This is a genomic window from Ruegeria sp. P8, assembly GCF_056534665.1.
In genome coordinates, this window is record NZ_JBQERC010000004.1 from 1 (window position 1) to 17,309 (window position 17,309).

A 17,309-nucleotide genomic window follows, 5' to 3' on the forward strand; every position below is an offset into this window, starting at 1 on the left:
CGGCCGGCAAAAAAAAGCCCCGCCTAATATATAGAGGGTCCCTTTTTTGTTACTTCAAATCAACCTACTGATCTTTGCCCAGCATGTGATCCATCGAGATCGACGGCTGATCGCATCCGGCCTCGCCCACGATCTTGGCCGGGATACCGGCAACGGTCTTGCACGGCGGAACGTCCTGCAACACCACCGAACCGGCGGCGATACGACTGCAATGGCCGACCTTGATGTTGCCCAGAACCTTTGCCCCGGCCCCGATCAGAACACCGTCTCCGATTTTGGGATGGCGGTCTTCCTCTTCCTTGCCGGTTCCGCCCAGCGTCACCGAATGCAGCATCGACACGTTGTCTCCGACCACGGCGGTTTCACCGATGACAATGGAATGGGCGTGGTCGATCATGATCCCCTTGCCGATCCTTGCAGCCGGGTGAATGTCGATGCCGAAAATCTCCGACGATCGCATCTGGAAGAAATAGGCCAGATCATAACGCCCCTTGCGCCACAGCCAATGCGCGACGCGATAGGCCTGCATGGCCTGATAGCCCTTGAAATACAGGATCGGCTGCAACAACCGATGGCAGGCCGGATCACGCTCATAAACCGCCATCAGATCGGCGCGGGCGGCTTCCAGCAAACCGGGATCATTGGCATAAGCCTCGTCCACGATCTCGCGCAGAACCATCATCGACATTTCGTTCGAACACAGCTTGGCCGCGATCCGATAGGACAGTGCACGCTCAAGGCTGCGGTGATGCAGGATACAGGCGTGCACAAGCCCGCCCATAAGCGGCTCTGTCTCGACGGCTGCTTGGGCCTCGGATGTGATACGGTTCCAGACCGGATCGACCGGTGTCACGGGGCTGCGTTTTTCAAACATAGCTTTTGATCCTTTGCTGCGCCTAGAATGCCATTTAGTGGCAAAAAGGCCAAACGCAAACCCGTGATCCGCGATACAACGAAAATGAATGAGTCCGAACGCGCATATTTTGAAACACGAATTCACGAGCGTCTGGCCGAACTGGATCAATTGTCCGCATCAGGCCAGCAGGCTCAGGCCGTTGTTGAACTGGATCAGCAGGCGGTTGGTCGCCTCAGCCGCATGGATGCGTTGCAAAACCAGGCGATGGCAAAGGCGCAACAGGTGAATCGCAATGTCGAAACCCGCCGCCTTCAAGCCGCGTTAAAGCGGCTGGACGAGGGGGAATACGGATATTGCGAAGATTGCGGCGACCGTATTCCCGATGAGCGATTGTCTCTGGATCTGGCCGCCAGCAAATGCGTCAGCTGCGCGACCGGGTGATCAGAAACTCGGCAAGATGGTGCAAAACCATCGAAAAACACTGACAATATTGCAAATCGTCAAACCCCGGCTCATCGGCCAGCACCCTGTTGCGCGCAACCGCCATCAGCGATCCGTTGCCGTAAACCGGATGCAGCTGACCCGTGCGCGCCCGGTGTATGTCGGCCAGTTCCGCTTCATGGATCATCCGGACGCATAAGCGGGTCCGCTCTGGCGGCGGCGCCGCCAACAAGGCGCGCGCCGCGGCACTTACATCACCGTGCAATAGCGGTCGCATCGGGCCGCTTACCCGACAACCAGTCGCGCCATCGCACCGGGGCCGTAAATGGCCGACACCTGCGCAATCCCGACCTCATATGACCCGGTCAGACCATCTGCCGCCTTCAATGCCGCCGAATAGGACCACCCTGGCAGGGATGTCATCTCTTCACGAACAAGGGTTCCCCCAGCAAAGACACGCACAAGATAGGATTCGCTTTCCTCGCCCAGTGGAACCTCCAGCCCTGACCAGTCATCCCCATCCAACCGGGTGCGCCGCACCCAGGTCAGGTGATCGCCGGTTGCGTCGGATCGCACCCGGAGGTGAACCGGGGAAAACGGGCGCAAACCATTGCCGTCGAATGAGGCGATCAGATGCTGGTAAGCCGGATCATCGTAACCACGGGTCGCCGGGCCGATGCGATAGTGTTTGGCCAAACCCCGCTCGTTGCGCAACAGGTTGATCTGCTGCACCTGATCGTTCAGCAACACGAATATGGACCCGTCTGGCCAGACATCCGGTATCAGGGCATCCGACCCCAACTGGCCTCTCAACCGCCCGCACAACGCGTAAACGCCGGGGGACTCAAGCGTGGCATCCGAGAACTGGAACACCTCCCAGTTGCCGGGTGTTCCGTCGCCGATGGCCGCCAGATTGACACCGTTCAGAACCGCGCCACGCGGACGCGATTCCAACTGACCGGCCAACAGCCGCACCTTCACGGCCGCGCCTTCGTCCCAGACGCCGATACTGGCGCGCCTCAGCGGTGTTTCGGTCACGCCCACAATGGCCTGACCGGGGATCACATCACTCAGGCTGTACCCCTCATCGGTTGAGGAGGAATAAACCGTCGCGGCCCCCGGCCAGGGATCAGCGGTCACCGCAAGATAAGGTGCATGCGGGACCTCTGCCCCGGTGATCAGCGGCAGGTCCAGAAACACCGGCAACACGGGAACGGGCGCGGCATAGGGTCTGACAACCGCCGGGTCGTCGCGCAATTGCGATGCCTTATACACACCCTGTTCAACCCGGACCGCTTCGACCAGTTGCAGATCGGCCGATTCCAGTCGGTCAATCCGGTAAAGGGGGCTGTTTTCGGTTTCTGACAACCGCACCAGATCACCTGCGCCCAGATGCAGCAGCGATGGCGGCAAGGCAAACCGCACCGTATCGCGGGAAACACGGGCCTCGCTCAACCAGCGCTCAGCCGTTTGCCGGCCTTCGGTGCGTGTCATGGACAACGGCATCTCGTTGACCGAGACAGAATGCGTGCTGTCCTCGGGCAGAACCGCCTCTTCCGCAACCAGATCGTGATCCGCATCCGACTGGACAAAGCGCAGGCGCACGCGGCCCGTCATCTCGGCCTCAGCTTCACGCCGGTGTTCAACCGTGCCATCCAGATCACCGCTGATCGCCAGATGATCGGGGTTCAGGGCAATCGCGCCATAGCCATCCCGCATCTGAAAGCGCAAGATGCCGTTCCGTTCGATCGCGTCGAACCCATAGCGCAGCATCAGCGGCTGCAAAGCCGACCGCGCATTTGTCACATCTTCGATGACATATCCCCGAACCACGCCATAAAGCCCGGTAACATCGATATCTGTCACCCCTGCCGCGTGGCATATCTCAGTCACGACCGAGGCCAGCGTGCGCGAGCCGGACCGGCCGTTCAGCCAATGCCCCCGGTCATAGTTCGCCCCATCATCCCACTGGCTTCGCAGATTTGGAAAGGTCGGAAACGGGCGGGTATCCCACGCCCAGACATAGGCATTCGCCAGGTCCAGCATTGGTCCGCCATAGACTTGCGACACCGGGTTGACGTCCGGGTCGCTCCAATATCCAAGGGTCGCCGCCAGGTACTGGACCTGAATGAAGTCGTCACGCAGCCCGTTTGAATATGCAGGCAACAGCGATTCAGACGATTTCGGATCCAGAAACTTGTTCGGCTGGTTCGTGCCTTTGTCGATTGCCGCACATCCCAACTCGGTAAACCAGATCGGCTTTGATCCGGGCACCCAGTCGGTCGGATTGGGCTGACGAACACCGCCGATCCGCTCGTGATGCAGACTTGACCACCAGCCGCGCAGGTCCTTGTAGCGCCAGACCCATGGCTCATCATGCTCCTGATCTTCGATGGGCGTTCTGATCTGTGCCTCGGCCTCTTCCGGCGCGGCATAATACCAGTCATACCCCTCGCCCCCCTCGATATTGCCGCGCAGATACCCAAGGTCGTAGACCGACGGCGCACCTGCCTCGGCGTCCACGTGGTTTTCTCCATCACGCCAGTCGGACAAAGGCATGTAATTGTCGATGCCAATGAAATCGATGTTGTCATCCGCCCATAACGGGTCGAGGTGAAAATACCTGTCTCCGCTTCCATCCGGCTGGTATCCGAAATACTCGCTCCAATCCGCCGCATAGCCGATCTTGGTGTCCGGGCCCAGAATCTGGCGCACCTCTGCCGCCAGCGCACGCAGTTGCGCAACGGCGGGAAACCCCGAAGCCCCGCGGATCTGAGTCAGGCCACGCATCTCGGACGAGATACAGAAGGATGACACCCCACCAGCCGCCTTGCACAACATGGCATAGTGCAGAATGAACCGGCGCAGGCCCCATTCCTGCGGGCCGGAGTATTTGACGATTTTCGTGGCCGGAACGGGACCATTGCCAAGCAAGCCGCCAAACGTGCCGCCACCGTTTACCCATTGCAAATCGCCAGGCCCGCGGTCATCCGGCCGCCCGCCAAGCACGGGGCCCGAGCCTCTGACGCCGCTGCCGCCGCCCGTGTCCACCGGGGCGTCAAATCCTTCGTTGATCGTAAAATCCGCAGCACTTGCCGTCCCAAAGAACGCGGCCACCTGCGCGTCCGCCGCCGCGGTCTGATCAGCAGACCCTGCGCGCCCCGGCGCCACATCCAGCGTGATCCGTCCCCGCCAAGGCAGATGGGGCTGGTTTGTAGCCTCCGACCAGGGGTCCGGCAGCCCGTTTCCCGGCAATTGCTCCATCAGGATGAACGGATAGAACATGACCCGCTTTCCCGACTGGTTGAGGTGTCGGATCGCCTCGACCACCGCCGGGTCTGCGGGTGTCCCGCCATAGACCGGGCGACCGTCCTGCCGCGCGACCTGGCCCGCCGTGCTGCGGACCTGGTCCGACACGATCCACGGCATGTTGCGGCTGTCCGTGTCGCTCTGTTCGACCTTGGGCCGGATCGTGCATGCGCCGCATCTCAGATCGTCACCGAACCACGAAACCACCAACGAGGCCGCGTCGCAATTTGGCAGCTCGGTCTCCAGCGCACGCGTCGAGCTCACAAGATCCGATACACCGGACGCGGAATGCACATTGGCCGCCCAGCTTGTCCCGGATTGCGTATAATTCACCTGCGAACGGGCCAGCGCATACTCGCCCGTACCCGGAATCATCGCCACGCCCCGCACGATCTGCGGCAGGGCGCTTGGGTAATCCGGCATGTCGCGCTGCGCGGGGCGCACCACCTCGAACGAGAACTGCGGCACCCGGTTGCCAAAACTCGCAAGCTGGAAATCCTCGATCACGACATAGGCTGTACCGCGATAGGCCGGCACCGTGCCCGCCCCTTCGATTGCTTCGATAAGGGGATCGGGCAACTGGTCTTGCGTGCCGTGATAGATGCGCATGTTCAACCCGGATCGGTCCTGTTCTTCCCCGTCTGCCCAGATGCGCCCGACATCGGCGATTTCACCCGCGCCAACGGCAATGGCCAGCGAAATCGAATAGCTGTAGCTGACGGTGGTCACTTCGGGCGCCTTGGGTTTGCCTTTGCCCCCGCCTCCGCCGCCCTGCGTTTCCCGGGTCTCGGTCTCCAGAAAGTCCGAGGCCCAGATGACCTGACCGCCCACGCGCATACGCCCAAAGACCGTTGTCACCGGCGCGCCCTCGCCGGTTTCCGTCAGCCTGAACCGGTCCATGCGGCCTGTTTCGACGACTTCGCTGCCACTGCCCATGACCGACTGGCTGAAGAACCTCTGGTCGATGACCCGCCCAACCGTCGCGCCAATGGCCCGGCCGATGATTGCGGTGGACAGGCCCGCGACTGTTCCGCCGATTGACCCGCCCAGCGCCGCCCCGGCTGCGGAAAGAAGAATAGTAGCCATCAGAGCACCTCCAACGGGAATTCGAAACAGGAAACGATTCTGCGACGCCAAGGGCCGCTCAGCGCGTTCTCGACAACGCCATGGCCGGAATAGGCGTGAATGAACCTCGGCTCAGGGCCTGCGACGCTGACGATGCCAAGATGTTTGGCCACGCTGCCATCGCGCATCCGGAACAGCAGCACATCTGCGACCGCGAAATCGCCGACCGGTTTTTCGACCAGATGCCGCCGCGCCGCCGCCCACATGCGTTCCTCGCCCTGCGGCTCGGACCAGTCCAGACTGTAGACCGGAACCGCCTCGGGCTCCTGTCCGATCACGGCGCGCCAGACGCCGCGCAGCAGGCCCAGACAATCCGTGCCCGCCCCCTTGGTCGAGGCCTGATGCACATAAGGCGTCCCCAGCCAGCTGCGCACTTCTGCGACAATATCCTGCCTGTGTATCGTCACCTCAGGCTCCCTCCGCTGTTGGCTTTGCTCTGTTTGGGAACGGCCATCACCCAATCTTCGCCCGGAAGATCGGGAAAGCCCTGAAAGTTCAGAAGGTTGTTGAACTTCAAACGACAGGTCTCCATGCGTTTGTCGCACCCCGCCCTCAGCCTGACCGTGTCACCCGGCACCAGGCTTTCCCCGAAACCGGACCAGAGCGTGATCTGCCGCCCGTCCGCCACCTGCTGGTCATGCTTGATTGATGACCAGAGCCCCTTCGCCGCTCCCGACACAACGTCAATCCTGCCGCGCTCGAACCAGCCGTCTTCGATGGTTGCCCCGCCCGCGACAAGCAGAACGGTTCCACCATCAAAACCGGTGACGGCGCCCTCAATCCAATAGCCGGGCGTATCCATGTCGAACCGACAGGTCCGGTCCCCCAAAACGGCAGTACAAGGCTTCTGATACACGCGCCCCAACGGGCGGTTCAGCAAATCGGTCAGGCCACGCAACTCGGCGTGGAATGCACCGCCTGCGCGCCGCAATTCCCCGATCGAGCCCCGGAACTGAAGGATGCGCTGATCCGGGTCGGCCCAGTTGACCAGCCACGCGCGCACTTCGGCCCCGTCGAACCGCCCCGCCTCGATATCCTCTTCGCGAATGGCCGCATCCGACAGCGCGCCCATGGCTTCGGTGTTGTCAATGGACAGGCCGGTGGCCTGCTCGATGGCCGCCGCCGTCAAACCGGTGCTGGCCCTGAACGTCAATCCGTCAAAGCCAAGTTCCAGATCATGATCGGTGAACCCGTATTCCTGACCATCCCGGCGTCTGATCGCCCAACACCGGCACACGGTGGTCATCCCGCTTTGCAGATGCGCGTGCAGGCCCTGTTCATCCACAGCCATCAGACACGCACCTCAACCACGGGAACGTTCGGCGCCTCTCCGGCCTGAAAACTGGCGACGCTGGTATGGATCTTGTCGGTGTCAAACCGCACCGGCACATCGAATTCGAACCCGGCGGTGATATCCACCTCTTCCGGTGGCGGGTCGGCAAAGGTGATCCGGCCTGTTGCCAGATCAACCTCGAATTCCACGCCCTCCCGGATCTCATCCTGATCCAGCCCCAGACGCACCGTCCCAAGCACCGGCTTGACGATGGGGCGGGCATAGCTGACCCCGCCCGAGCTATAGGTCTTGATCAGCTGAAACTCGGTCCGCACACCGTCGCCGCGTGCGATAACCTGATCTCCGACATCGACATCCAACGTGGCCTTGCCGGATTTGAAATCCGACCAGTCCTTCCAGCGAAACCCGTACATCTGGCCCTGCCGCGCCTCGAAGAACGAGATCAGCGTCTCGATATCGTCCAGCGAGCGCATACCCAGCCCCGCGTCATACCTGCGCCGGGAATGGGCCCAGGGCGTGTTGCGCTCTTCGAACCCGTTGGCCAGCGTCACGATATCCGTGCGCCGCTCGGGGCCCCCGACCGAGCCAAAGCTCAGGCTGGCGGGAAATCTCACCTCGTGGAAAGTCATCACCTGCTCCCTGATTTACCTGTTGCGATTGCCGCGCCCCAACGCACGGCTCATCTGTGCTGCAATCTGTCCCTGCGAGCGGCGGAACCCCTGCACATCCGGGGTCGTGATGTTCATCACCACATTCACCGAACGCCCACCGCCCTGCGTGCGCACGCCCAGCTTGCCGTCCGCGCCGCGCGCCAGCGGCATGATCGCCTCGGGGCCGGCCTCGCCCATCAGCCCGGTGCCGCCGCGCATCGGAAACATCGTCGGGCTGCTGACCACGCCGCCATTGGCAAACGGCATCACCCGGCCCTGGCTGAAACTGCCGCCATCGGCAAAGGGCAGAAGACCCTGCACCAACCCGCCGACCGAGTTTGCCAGCAATCCGCCAAAATGATCCGTCACCGGCTTGATCGCGGCTGCATAAGCCGTTTGGATCAACGAGTTCTTCAGCACATCCAGCGCGCCCGACAGGCTCATCCCGTCCAGAACCACGCCATCGAACGCCTTGCGCAAACCGCTGGACATGCCCCGTTCCAACGTGGCGACATCCTTGCCGGTTTCCTCGAACGCGGCGCTGATCCGCTTCATCTGGCTGTCAAACGCCGCGGCCATCGTCGCAGCATCACCCAGGGCATCGCCCAGCGCTGCCCCCCGCTCCTGCAAGTCGTCAAACCCGTCACGATCCGTCATCACGCTCTCCTTGTTGCTTGTCCGGGAAGGCGGCCAGCAGCGCGTCAAGGCCTGCCCGGTTCATCGCGGACATCCCGGCGCCCTGCCCCAGCATCAGCCGCAGTTCTGCCGGGGTCAGACGCCAGAACTGATCCGGCGTCAGCCGCAGCCCCAGAAACCCGGCCCGCATCAGGGCGGGCCAGTCAAACCCGCTCATGTCGTTTCCGGCACCATGAAGGCGCGGGCCAGCAGTTCGGCCGCCGCTTTGGCCGCAGCCATCGGGCCGCCCTCGATTTCGGCATGAAGCAGGTCGGCGCGGCTGGTATCCCGGCCCCCGCCCCGCAATCCGGCAACGATCAGCGCCAGCACGTCACTGCTGGAATACGCGCCACCCTCGAACCGCTGCACCAGCTCGACCAGGGATCCGGTGTTCAGCTCCTGCTCCAGTTCCGCCAAAGCGCCCAGCGTTAGCTTGAGCACCCGCCGCTCTCCATCTATGGTCAGTGCCACCTCGCCCGTCCACGGATTGGCCATGCGATTACAGCGCCGTAAAGCTCAGCGCACCGGCGCTTGCCATGCTCATCTCATAGGTCGCCTCACCGTTGTGCGAGCCTGCATATTCGATGCCCGTCACCTGAAACGCCCCCTCGACAATGCCGAAATCGGGGATAATCACCTGAAACGCCGGGGTCTCGCCGTCAAAGAACAGCTGCCGCGCGCGTTCGTCCGTACCTGCATCCTTGAACACGCCCGAGCCCGAGATCGAGGCCGATTTGACCCCCGCCCCCGACAACAGCTCGCGCCAGCCCCCCTGGCTTTCCAGGCTGGTGACATCCACGCTTTCGGCGTTGAAACTGATCCGCGTGGCCCGCAGGCCCGCAATGGTCTGGAACAGGCCCGTGCCGTTCATATCCACTTTGACCAAAAGGTCTTTTCCGTTCTGGGCAGCCATGTGCTCTCTCCGTTGATTGCTTAGTCGTCTTCCACGCGGGCGCGGAATCTCAGGTCGATCTGGCGGATGCTGCCGCCTGTCCCGGTTCGCCGGGCCGAGGCGCGCTCGAACCACAGCCCGACCAGATGCCCGCGGCTCAGAACCAGCGGCGCATTGTCCAGCGCGTCACACACCGCCCCGGCCAGCGTCTTTGCCGCGCCAAACCCGGCGGCTTCGGACACCACCGAAACCGTAAAGCGGTGGATCGCACCCGCGCCCGACCGGTCCGAGGCGTCGCGGACCTCTTCCGGGCCCAATGTCACATAGGTCTGCGGAACCGTTCCCGTGGGCACCGCGTCATAGATCGCGCCACCGGACTGGCCGCTGACATCCGCATCCCCGGTCAGGTGCTGAAACACCGCCGCCTGCAAGGCGGCTGATATGCCATAGCTCATGCCGCCACCTCTTCATCCGCGAAACAGGTCAGGTACTGGCCGCGCGCGTCGCGCTCAGCCACGGCGCGGATGACGAACCGGCGATTGCCCTCGCGAAACCGCTGATCCGGCGCCGGGCGCATGGTCGACCCCTCGGGCGCGCCCCGCACCACGATGCGATACCCCACGCGCGAGACGGAAACGCCGGCGATCTGCCGTTCCGCGCCACTGCGCGCCGTGACCTCGGCCCACAGCGTTCCCAGCGCGGCCCATGCCTCGGTATATCCCCCGGACCCGTCAGCGCTGCGCATCGGGGCCTCAAGCACCAGCTTGCGGTTCAGACGCGGCGTGTTCATTGCACCACCCCCGCCCCAAAGCGCACCATCCGATAGCGCTGGATCAGGCTGGTGACGCCAAACGGCATACACCCCGCGCCCAGCGCGGTCTCGTCCCGGTATTCGTAATAGTGCGCCGCCAGCAACAGTACCGCCTGGCCAAGATCGGCAGGCAAACCGGCCCAATCCGTGGCCATCCCGGCCGTGAAGGAGATCTTCACCGCACCCCCCGTTGCAATCGCAGGCAGGGCCGACCCGACCGGCCGCAACCGCGGGCGCTGGCCATCGCGTTCCAGCCGATACACCGCCGCATCCGCAACGGTTTCAGAACCTGCCGCATCGGTCAGCGTCACGGCCTGCACCGATGTCACCGGAGCAACCGGCAAAACCTCGCCCGACGGATCGCGCCAACCGCTCAGGCTCCATGAAAAGTCGCGCTCGATCAGAACCTTACCGGTGCGCGCCTCAATCGCGGCCATGGCCGCCCGCAGGAACCCCTTCAACACCTCGTTCTGAACGTCATCCTCGGCAAAGCCCCTGCCCAGCCGCAGATGCGCCTTGAACTGATCCACCGGCAGCGCCGCATCCGCGATGGCGGTTTCTTCGATCAACATCATCCATTCACTCCGCAATCTCGGACCCCACCGGGGGCCTCAGTCAGGAAAATGACGGGCACGCGCCGCCCCACGTTGCTCGGACGGAGGGGAGCAGCTAGACAACGCGGGGGATCTCACCCCGGCCCGCGCCCGCCGCCCGAGGGGCCGATGGCCCCCCGGATTCGCCACCGCTTAGGCGATGCCGAATTTCACCAGCTTGATGGCTGCAAAGTCGCTCACATCGCCGCCCACACGCTTGGTCGCATAAAACAGGACATGCGGCTTGGCGCTGAACGGGTCGCGCAGCACGCGCAGATCGGGGCGTTCAGCGATGGTGTAACCGGATTTGAAGTCGCCAAACGCGATCGAGAAGCTGTCCGAGGCCGCGTCCGGCATGTCCTCGGCAATCAGTACCGGATAGCCCATCAGGCGCGCGGGCTCACCGGCGGCCAGACCGTCCGACCACAGGAAACGGCCATCGCTGTCTTTCAGCTTGCGGATCACACCCGCCGTTTTCGAGTTCATGACGAATGTGCCATTGACCCGGTATTGCGCGCCCAGCGCATAAACCACATCGACAATCGCATCCGCATCGACGCCGCCATCGATGCCGGTGGCAACATACCCCAGGCTACCCCAGGACCATGTGTCATCGGAAACCGCACGGTGGATCATCAGACCCTTGGGTTTGTCCACACCGTCACCCGTGATAAAGGCCGCCGCCTCGGCACGGGCGAACTTGTCGGCAATCCGACCGGCCAGCCAGCCCTCGACATCGAACGCGCTGTCATCCAGCAAGCGCTGCGAGGCTTTGGGCAGCGCGCTCAACTCGTGCAGCGGGATCGAGATGCGATCGATCGACGGGGTTCCGGTTTCGGAAGTGGCCGAATTCTCATCTGCCCAGCCGGCACCGACATCGGTATGGTCGATCAGCACATCGAACGAATTCGCCTCGACATTCACCACCGACGCAATCGAACGGATCGACGCAGTTGCGTTCAGAACCGACTTGATCGTCTCGGCAGTCTGCGGATCGACCAGATACCCGCCATCGCTGTTGACGGCTGTGGACAGCGATTTGCTCTCCATCTCCAGCCCGCGCAACCCGTCATCCTCGCCCGAGCGCACATAGGCGTCGAACGCCTTCTGGTGCGGGGCACCGTCCAGGGTCGAGGCCGCAAGATGCGGGCGCGCCGCGATGGTTGATTTACGATCCAGCATGGTCAGTCGCTCTTCTGTCTGTTGCAATTTGGTTTTAACTTCAGCCTTCAGGCCCTTGAATTCATTCACGAAGCCAGCCATCGCCTGCTTCACCTCCTGAACCAGGGGCGCACCCTCTCCGGTCAAGGCCGGGATCTCGGTCTTGCTCATCAGCATGTCCTGTTTTTGGGTGGGTTTGAGGCGCGCTAGGTCCGCGCCAGCTCCTGCCGGGCGTGGTCAAACACCTCGGCAATACTGCGCCAGGTGTTCTCGGCGTCGGGGTCGCTCCCCTTTGCCGCCACCCGCGCACTGGGCAGCATCGGGAAGGTCACCAGCGACACCTCCCACAGCTCCAGTTCCGTCAGGACCCGCTGGCCCTTGTCATTCTTTACGGCCCGTTTGGTGCGATAGCCGATCGACAGGCCATCCATCGCACCCGCCCGGATCAGCTCGGCCGCTTCCCGGCCTTTCTGGGTGCTTTCCAGCAGGCGACCCTTGACCCACAGGCCCTTGTCGTCCTCGCGCACCTCGTCCCAGACACCAATGGGTTGCGCCGGGTCGTGCTGCCACAGCATCTTGACCCGCTGACCCGCCTTGGCGAGCCCCTCAAGCGAGGCGCGATAGGCCCCGCGTTGCACCGTATCACTGCCCTGATCGACTTGCCCGAACAGGCTGGCATAGCCTTCGATCATCGCATCCTCGGTCACTGACAGGATGTCACCGAACCCTGCGAACTTATGTTCTAAATCCATGAACTTCTCCATGTAACCCACTGAACTTATGGCGTTACCACCAGAAATGACTGAAACGCCTGCGCCAGGATCACTGCGGCCACGCCATAGACCGTCAGCCACAGCCGTTTCTCCAGCCGCTCCATCATCTCTTCGATCTGATCCAGCCGCCTGCACAGATGCGCGTGCTGGATCTCGGCCACCCGCTCATGCGCGGCCAGACGTAGCCCCGGCGCGCAGTCGAACGGCGGATACCCCTCAGCCATCGGCACGCTCCGGCAGCCCCAGCAACCTGCGTTTTTCTACATCGCTCAGGAATTCCGCCCGGTTGACCCGCGCCCATTGCGCATCCCGCTCGGCGGACAGGGCCGTTACCTGATCCAGATCGGGCTTCAGGATCAGATCCTCGCCGGTAAAGCCCGTCAGCCACTCCGACACCGCCGCCGCCACCCGCGTCACCAGGGGAAGCACGGTCAGGCGGTAAAACGCCCGGTTGGCCTCCTGATAGTTCGAATAGGTCGCGTCGCCCTGTATCCCCAGCAGCATCGGCGGGACCCCAAAGGCCAGCGCGATCTCGCGGGCGGCGGCTTCCTTGGTCTTCTGAAACTCCATGTCTGAGGGGGAAAAGCCCATCGGCTTCCAATCCAGCCCCCCCTCCAGAACCATTGGACGGCCAGCATTGCGCGCCCCGCGATAGTTCTGCTCGATCTCGTCGGACAGGCGGCGGAACTGCTCCTCGGCCATCATTCCGTGCCCATCACCGCCCTTCCACACCAGCGCCCCCGAGGGCCGCGCGGCATTGTCCAGCAGCGATTTCGACCACCGCGAGGCGCTGTTGTGCACGTCAATCGCCGTCGCCGCCGCCTGCATCGGCGAGAACCCGTAATGATCATCCTGCGGGTGGAACGTCTTGATATGACAGATGGCCTCGGCCGAGAACCGGTGCGTCTTGCCACCGACGCTGTAATCATAGGCCTTGGGCCACCCATCCGCCCCCGGCACCACGCTCATCCGGTCCGAACGCAAAACGTGCAGCTCAACCGGCAGCCCGTCCTCGGCCTGCACCGCCTCGACATAAGCATTACCCGACAGCAGCAACTGCCCGAACAGGGCCTCCAGCATCTCTGCCCGCCCCTGCGCCGCATTCGGGCGTCGCAACAGGGCCAGGATCGGGTGCGCATCGAAACGCTGCCCCTGACCCTGCAATATCAAGGGCAGAGCCGCCGCCGATTCAGCAATCAGCTTGACCGACCGAAACCCCACCGGATTGCCCGAAAACCCCGTCCGCGTCAGAGACACCGTGTCCCGCGGGCTCCACGCCACGCGCCCGCCAGTCTGCCACGCCACCACAGGCCCCGTCGCGCTCGCCTTCGCCTCGGGCGCGCTGCCGGCCGATCCACGACGCAAGAAATCGAATACCATCTGTGCTCCTTTCTGCCGCCGCTCTGCCCGGCTTGTTGAAAGGAGTTATGACGGAAAGACGTTTAAGCCTTGGGAATGGGGCGTACGGGGGGGGGGCAACGGGTCAGTTCTGAATTGAGGAAAGAAGTGAACTACGTGCTGCAATCATACCTTCACGCACTTCGTCAATGGACAGACTTTCGAAATCACCAGGACGATTTGTAGTTTCGACCGTCAATCGAAAACCTGTTCCGAAAGGTTGCCAAATCGAACATTCCCTCACTAATTTTGTTTCAGCATCCCAAAGACAACTAAAACCCTCCCGCACGTCACCTTGCCTAAAAACATCAGGTGAGTCCCAATTCCAGTAGTATGCAGGTTTCCCAGGGTCTGCCGGGGAAGAAACACTGAACTCCACCAACAACGGCATGAAGTGGTTAGAGTAATTGCTGCACCAAGACGGCGGATCAGACGCCATACAAACAGCAGACAAGGATTTGTGTACGGCTACAGGGTTGATCTTGATCTCATTCACAGAAATTACTCGAGAAGCATTCTCGCTGATCCCACACAGGTAGGAGTGCTCTCTTTTTCTCTCTGGGTTGGCCCAGTATTTTTGCTTCTCTTCGGGCCATACGAGAGGGCGCATTTCCGAGGGTATACTTAGTTTTTGACCTGCAACGTTTACCAGCAGAGGTTTACCGTCGCAGGAGTTTGGCACGTACTGCCCCCACAACATACTTCCTGCGACCAGTGCTGCTAATCCACAAACAACAATTGCTGAAACCACTGCTGGCACTCCGAGCAAACGCAAAATTGCACCCCAACCGGCACCAGCCCCGGCAGCAAGCAACGACGCTACAACAACGATTACATAGCCAAGCCCATCATACTGCGTGCCTGAAGGCATTTGTCTGATAAACAGCAATGGCAGCGCGGCGAGCAACGCAGTGAAGAGCAGTCGCCAAAATGACCTAAATCGAACTGCCATAGCAGCACACATTGCGACTGCGACCAAGGTCAAGCTAAAGAGTGTGGGCGAATTTATTGGAAACAAATGACAAATACCCTTTGAATTCAAGATGCATCTGCCTGTCTCAAATATCCATTCTGGAATTCCTTACTCAGACTTCTAGCGGTATTTGCTATTCAATTCACAACGCCCGCACCCTCGGCCTTCTAAACACCCCCGCAGGCCCCACAACTAACTCATGCAGCGCCCAGACCAGCGCGTCGACCCGGTCGGGCGAGCCCTGCCCTTCAAACCCGCGCGCGGTCATCTGGCACATCTGCTCCTCCAGCGCGTCCAGCCCGGCCACATGGGCCACCCGCCCCTGCTCGTACAAAGCCGCGACCGGCTCGGCTCGCGCCACCTTGCCGCGGGAGGCCCGCACCGCACGATAAGGGACCAGAGGATCCACTTGTCGCACGACCTCTTCCACCAGTTGCCCGCCCTGATTGACCTCGGCCACCAGCCGTTCGGCCCCGAACTCATCCATCGCGTCAATCGCCGCCTGCGCCCAGCCTGCCGGGCCAACGCCCTGCACCGTCCGGTCAGCCAGCACATAGGCGCGCCACGCCTCGGGCGGGCCTTGCACTTGCGCGCCAACCACCACGATCCCGCAGGCATCCGCGCCTGACCCGGACGTCACCGCCGGATCCAGCGCCACCACGATGCGATCCAATTCGGGCACCTTTGCGCACCGCGCCGCCTCAAGCATCGAACCCGTCCACAGCGCGCCTTCCGCATCCGACAGCAGCACTCCGTCCAGCTCCTGCCGCCCCAGCCGTGTACCCGCATAGCGCGCGCGCACTTCTTCCAGAAACGACGCCGCCAGATTGGCCCGGTTCGCCTCGGTTGGCGCATGGGTCTGCACGGTGGAGGGCGACGCCAGCAAATCCTTCAAAACCTTCACATTGCGCGGTGTCGTGGTCACGCAGACCCGGGGCCTCTCGCCCAAACGCAGCGCAAATTGCAGCATGTCCCAGGTCTCGCCCGCTTTCTTCCACTTGGCCAGCTCATCCACCCAGGCCGCATCAAACTGCGGCCCGCGTAGCCCTTCGGGATCATGCGCTGAAAACGCCTGCGCCTCGGCCCCGTGGGGCCAGATCAGCTTGCGTTCGGATGCCTTCCACGTGGGCCGACGATCCGGGGGCGAGCATTGCAATATCCCGCTGTCGCCAAAGATCATCACGTCGCGCACCTGATCGAATGTTTCACCCACCAGCGCCACGCGGCACGCCTCGCCCTTGTCCAGCGGTTTCGGCCCCTCGACCATCGACCTTACCCACTCAGCCCCGGCGCGCGTCTTGCCCGCACCGCGCCCGCCCATGATCACCCAGGACCGCCAGTCGCCCTCGGGCGGCAATTGATGCGGCAGCGCCCAGAATTCAAACAGGAAAGGGAGGGCACACAGCCCCCCCTCCCCGATCTCACTCAGAAATCTCTCCCGCACCGCAGCATTGGCGGAGGCGAGCCAGCCTGCACCCGATCTCAAATCGGGCCCGCTCAAGGTCGAGCGCATAGCCCCCTTGGGCAATTCCGGCTTGTCTGTAATGTTGTTCGACAAAGCTTGTCTCCACTTTCTGGCAACTTCGGATCAGCCCCTCCAGCTGACCGAGTTGCTTGGCTGAACCAGCAAGATCTGCATCCTCCCCGGCACCGATCTGTTTGCGCAGGTCTTCTGCCGCTTGCCGCAGATCGCGAATGGACCTTTCCAGGGACTGCAACAGTTCAGCCGTCTGGGAAATCCGCTCTTCCGGGGTAATCAAAGTCATGTTTGCCTGTGACCTCATGCGTGAGTGTTCTCCGCACGAGAGAAACGAAAAAACGGCCACCGGGTCACCCCGAGGCCGTTCGCCCACTTCTTCTAGCATGACACAACCTATACGGGATAAAGCGCGCAAAGTCAAGGGTTTACGCAACAGTCGCGCAACAGGGATCGTACGGTGCAGGTTAACGGACAGTGAATTTCCGGCTGTAGTAACCCTCGGCCTAAACGCCGCCCCGCCCTTTTGCCTCCCTAGCCCTGACCGCTTCACCGACCAGAGGGGTTAATACAGGGTTACCCCCGTGCCGCTTTCAGCGTGTACAAATTGTACAACCCCCGCGCGGACGCGTGTACAAACCTGACATTTTCCGAAATCGCGCTCAAAATCGCCCGCATCACCCGATTTCGGCGCCGCAGGGTCCGGCGCGCTGCAAAACCAGTCCTTGACATTTCCCCCCGAAACCCTCATGTGCCCCTCATCACGGCGCCACCGCGTGAGCATCGTCGGGCTTCAGGCCCCACAGCGCCAACACATAACTCCCAGTTCCCCTTCACGCAGGGTTCTTTAGGCGATGGCCGGATGGCGCTGGATTCGCTCG

At 62.3% G+C, this 17,309-nt stretch carries 20 protein-coding genes and 2 pseudogenes; 1 reads left to right on the plus strand and 21 read right to left on the minus strand.

Going from position 1 to position 17,309, the window contains the following annotated elements:
• Positions 1-64: 64 nt before the first annotated feature.
• Complete coding sequence (gene cysE, locus ACR0BZ_RS07725; protein WP_267364267.1) at positions 65-874, minus strand: serine O-acetyltransferase; 810 nt, start codon at positions 872-874, stop codon at positions 65-67.
• A 27-nt stretch (positions 875-901) separates the two neighbouring features.
• Here cysE and ACR0BZ_RS07730 point away from each other — a divergent pair, with 27 nt between their 5' ends.
• Positions 902-1,297, plus strand: a complete 396-nt coding sequence (locus ACR0BZ_RS07730) for a TraR/DksA family transcriptional regulator (RefSeq protein WP_480919908.1) — start codon at positions 902-904, stop codon at positions 1,295-1,297.
• Here the strand turns inward: ACR0BZ_RS07730 and ACR0BZ_RS07735 are convergent.
• The 20 genes and pseudogenes from ACR0BZ_RS07735 to ACR0BZ_RS07830 all read right to left on the minus strand — a co-directional run bounded on the left by ACR0BZ_RS07735 (position 1,278) and on the right by ACR0BZ_RS07830 (position 16,717).
• Positions 1,278-1,574, minus strand: coding sequence for a DUF7742 family protein (locus tag ACR0BZ_RS07735; RefSeq protein WP_480919909.1), 297 nt, complete (start codon positions 1,572-1,574; stop codon positions 1,278-1,280). The two genes, ACR0BZ_RS07730 and ACR0BZ_RS07735, sit on opposite strands and share 20 nt — an antisense overlap.
• A gap of 8 nt (positions 1,575-1,582) precedes the next feature.
• Positions 1,583-4,198: pseudogene (locus ACR0BZ_RS07740) on the minus strand (baseplate multidomain protein megatron); the annotation flags it as partial.
• Between the two features lie 162 nt (positions 4,199-4,360).
• Positions 4,361-5,692: pseudogene (locus ACR0BZ_RS07745) on the minus strand (baseplate multidomain protein megatron); the annotation flags it as partial.
• Positions 5,692-6,138, minus strand: coding sequence for a C40 family peptidase (locus ACR0BZ_RS07750; RefSeq protein WP_480919910.1), 447 nt, complete (start codon positions 6,136-6,138; stop codon positions 5,692-5,694). The pseudogene ACR0BZ_RS07745 and the gene ACR0BZ_RS07750, both read right to left, overlap by 1 nt.
• Complete coding sequence (locus tag ACR0BZ_RS07755) at positions 6,135-7,022, minus strand: DUF2163 domain-containing protein (RefSeq protein ID WP_480564265.1); 888 nt, start codon at positions 7,020-7,022, stop codon at positions 6,135-6,137. Before ACR0BZ_RS07755 ends, ACR0BZ_RS07750 begins: the two co-directional genes overlap by 4 nt.
• A complete protein-coding gene (locus tag ACR0BZ_RS07760; RefSeq protein ID WP_267364987.1) occupies positions 7,022-7,654 on the minus strand; it encodes a DUF2460 domain-containing protein in 633 nt (210 codons plus the stop codon). The genes ACR0BZ_RS07755 and ACR0BZ_RS07760 overlap by 1 nt, the downstream gene beginning before the upstream one ends.
• Positions 7,655-7,669: 15 nt before the next feature.
• Positions 7,670-8,332: a phage tail tape measure protein gene (locus tag ACR0BZ_RS07765; RefSeq protein WP_480480413.1), complete on the minus strand. Its 663-nt coding sequence runs from the start codon at positions 8,330-8,332 to the stop codon at positions 7,670-7,672.
• Positions 8,319-8,528 carry a rcc01693 family protein gene (locus ACR0BZ_RS07770; RefSeq protein WP_267364990.1) on the minus strand — a complete coding sequence of 70 codons (210 nt, stop codon included), beginning with the start codon at positions 8,526-8,528 and terminating at the stop codon, positions 8,319-8,321. Before ACR0BZ_RS07770 ends, ACR0BZ_RS07765 begins: the two co-directional genes overlap by 14 nt.
• Complete coding sequence (locus ACR0BZ_RS07775; protein ID WP_267364992.1) at positions 8,525-8,845, minus strand: gene transfer agent family protein; 321 nt, start codon at positions 8,843-8,845, stop codon at positions 8,525-8,527. The genes ACR0BZ_RS07770 and ACR0BZ_RS07775 overlap by 4 nt, the downstream gene beginning before the upstream one ends.
• A 4-nt stretch (positions 8,846-8,849) precedes the next feature.
• The gene (locus ACR0BZ_RS07780) at positions 8,850-9,263 is read right to left on the minus strand and encodes a phage major tail protein, TP901-1 family (RefSeq protein WP_267364994.1); all 414 of its coding nucleotides are present in this window, start codon (positions 9,261-9,263) and stop codon (positions 8,850-8,852) included.
• 20 nt (positions 9,264-9,283) lie between these two features.
• Positions 9,284-9,697, minus strand: coding sequence for a DUF3168 domain-containing protein (locus ACR0BZ_RS07785; RefSeq protein WP_480919911.1), 414 nt, complete (start codon positions 9,695-9,697; stop codon positions 9,284-9,286).
• Positions 9,694-10,032 (minus strand): phage head closure protein, encoded by a 339-nt coding sequence (locus tag ACR0BZ_RS07790; RefSeq protein WP_480485293.1) that lies wholly within the window; start codon positions 10,030-10,032, stop codon positions 9,694-9,696. Before ACR0BZ_RS07790 ends, ACR0BZ_RS07785 begins: the two co-directional genes overlap by 4 nt.
• Positions 10,029-10,628 carry a head-tail connector protein gene (locus tag ACR0BZ_RS07795; RefSeq protein ID WP_480919912.1) on the minus strand — a complete coding sequence of 200 codons (600 nt, stop codon included), beginning with the start codon at positions 10,626-10,628 and terminating at the stop codon, positions 10,029-10,031. Before ACR0BZ_RS07795 ends, ACR0BZ_RS07790 begins: the two co-directional genes overlap by 4 nt.
• A 171-nt stretch (positions 10,629-10,799) precedes the next feature.
• Entirely contained in the window at positions 10,800-11,978 is a 1,179-nt protein-coding gene (locus ACR0BZ_RS07800; protein WP_267365002.1) for a phage major capsid protein, read from the minus strand.
• A gap of 35 nt (positions 11,979-12,013) precedes the next feature.
• Positions 12,014-12,571 (minus strand): HK97 family phage prohead protease, encoded by a 558-nt coding sequence (locus ACR0BZ_RS07805; protein WP_480480403.1) that lies wholly within the window; start codon positions 12,569-12,571, stop codon positions 12,014-12,016.
• Between the two features lie 14 nt (positions 12,572-12,585).
• Positions 12,586-12,804: a GTA head formation protein, RCAP_rcc01685 family gene (locus tag ACR0BZ_RS07810; protein ID WP_480480401.1), complete on the minus strand. Its 219-nt coding sequence runs from the start codon at positions 12,802-12,804 to the stop codon at positions 12,586-12,588.
• Complete coding sequence (locus tag ACR0BZ_RS07815; RefSeq protein ID WP_480919913.1) at positions 12,797-13,960, minus strand: phage portal protein; 1,164 nt, start codon at positions 13,958-13,960, stop codon at positions 12,797-12,799. Before ACR0BZ_RS07815 ends, ACR0BZ_RS07810 begins: the two co-directional genes overlap by 8 nt.
• Before the next feature lie 103 nt (positions 13,961-14,063).
• Positions 14,064-14,930 (minus strand): hypothetical protein, encoded by an 867-nt coding sequence (locus ACR0BZ_RS07820; RefSeq protein WP_480504735.1) that lies wholly within the window; start codon positions 14,928-14,930, stop codon positions 14,064-14,066.
• Positions 14,931-15,093: 163 nt separating this feature from the next.
• Positions 15,094-16,464: a DNA-packaging protein gene (locus ACR0BZ_RS07825; protein ID WP_480919914.1), complete on the minus strand. Its 1,371-nt coding sequence runs from the start codon at positions 16,462-16,464 to the stop codon at positions 15,094-15,096.
• Positions 16,373-16,717, minus strand: a complete 345-nt coding sequence (locus ACR0BZ_RS07830) for a hypothetical protein (protein ID WP_480473381.1) — start codon at positions 16,715-16,717, stop codon at positions 16,373-16,375. The genes ACR0BZ_RS07825 and ACR0BZ_RS07830 overlap by 92 nt, the downstream gene beginning before the upstream one ends.
• Between the last annotated feature and the right edge of the window lie 592 nt (positions 16,718-17,309).

Bases quoted from the DNA above. Each gene is read 5' to 3' on its own strand.
- cysE (WP_267364267.1), bottom strand. From the start codon at position 874: ATGTTTGAAAAACGCAGCCCCGTGACACCGGTCGATCCGGTCTGGAAC.
- ACR0BZ_RS07730 (WP_480919908.1), top strand. From the start codon at position 902: ATGCCATTTAGTGGCAAAAAGGCCAAACGCAAACCCGTGATCCGCGAT.
- ACR0BZ_RS07735 (WP_480919909.1), bottom strand. From the start codon at position 1,574: ATGCGACCGCTATTGCACGGTGATGTAAGTGCCGCGGCGCGCGCCTTG.
- ACR0BZ_RS07755 (WP_480564265.1), bottom strand. From the start codon at position 7,022: ATGGCTGTGGATGAACAGGGCCTGCACGCGCATCTGCAAAGCGGGATG.
- ACR0BZ_RS07760 (WP_267364987.1), bottom strand. From the start codon at position 7,654: ATGACTTTCCACGAGGTGAGATTTCCCGCCAGCCTGAGCTTTGGCTCG.
- ACR0BZ_RS07765 (WP_480480413.1), bottom strand. From the start codon at position 8,332: ATGACGGATCGTGACGGGTTTGACGACTTGCAGGAGCGGGGGGCAGCG.
- ACR0BZ_RS07770 (WP_267364990.1), bottom strand. From the start codon at position 8,528: ATGAGCGGGTTTGACTGGCCCGCCCTGATGCGGGCCGGGTTTCTGGGG.
- ACR0BZ_RS07775 (WP_267364992.1), bottom strand. From the start codon at position 8,845: ATGGCCAATCCGTGGACGGGCGAGGTGGCACTGACCATAGATGGAGAG.
- ACR0BZ_RS07780 (WP_267364994.1), bottom strand. From the start codon at position 9,263: ATGGCTGCCCAGAACGGAAAAGACCTTTTGGTCAAAGTGGATATGAAC.
- ACR0BZ_RS07785 (WP_480919911.1), bottom strand. From the start codon at position 9,697: ATGAGCTATGGCATATCAGCCGCCTTGCAGGCGGCGGTGTTTCAGCAC.
- ACR0BZ_RS07790 (WP_480485293.1), bottom strand. From the start codon at position 10,032: ATGAACACGCCGCGTCTGAACCGCAAGCTGGTGCTTGAGGCCCCGATG.
- ACR0BZ_RS07795 (WP_480919912.1), bottom strand. From the start codon at position 10,628: ATGATGTTGATCGAAGAAACCGCCATCGCGGATGCGGCGCTGCCGGTG.
- ACR0BZ_RS07800 (WP_267365002.1), bottom strand. From the start codon at position 11,978: ATGAGCAAGACCGAGATCCCGGCCTTGACCGGAGAGGGTGCGCCCCTG.
- ACR0BZ_RS07805 (WP_480480403.1), bottom strand. From the start codon at position 12,571: ATGGAGAAGTTCATGGATTTAGAACATAAGTTCGCAGGGTTCGGTGAC.
- ACR0BZ_RS07810 (WP_480480401.1), bottom strand. From the start codon at position 12,804: ATGGCTGAGGGGTATCCGCCGTTCGACTGCGCGCCGGGGCTACGTCTG.
- ACR0BZ_RS07815 (WP_480919913.1), bottom strand. From the start codon at position 13,960: ATGGTATTCGATTTCTTGCGTCGTGGATCGGCCGGCAGCGCGCCCGAG.
- ACR0BZ_RS07820 (WP_480504735.1), bottom strand. From the start codon at position 14,930: ATGGCAGTTCGATTTAGGTCATTTTGGCGACTGCTCTTCACTGCGTTG.
- ACR0BZ_RS07825 (WP_480919914.1), bottom strand. From the start codon at position 16,464: ATGCGCTCGACCTTGAGCGGGCCCGATTTGAGATCGGGTGCAGGCTGG.
- ACR0BZ_RS07830 (WP_480473381.1), bottom strand. From the start codon at position 16,717: ATGACTTTGATTACCCCGGAAGAGCGGATTTCCCAGACGGCTGAACTG.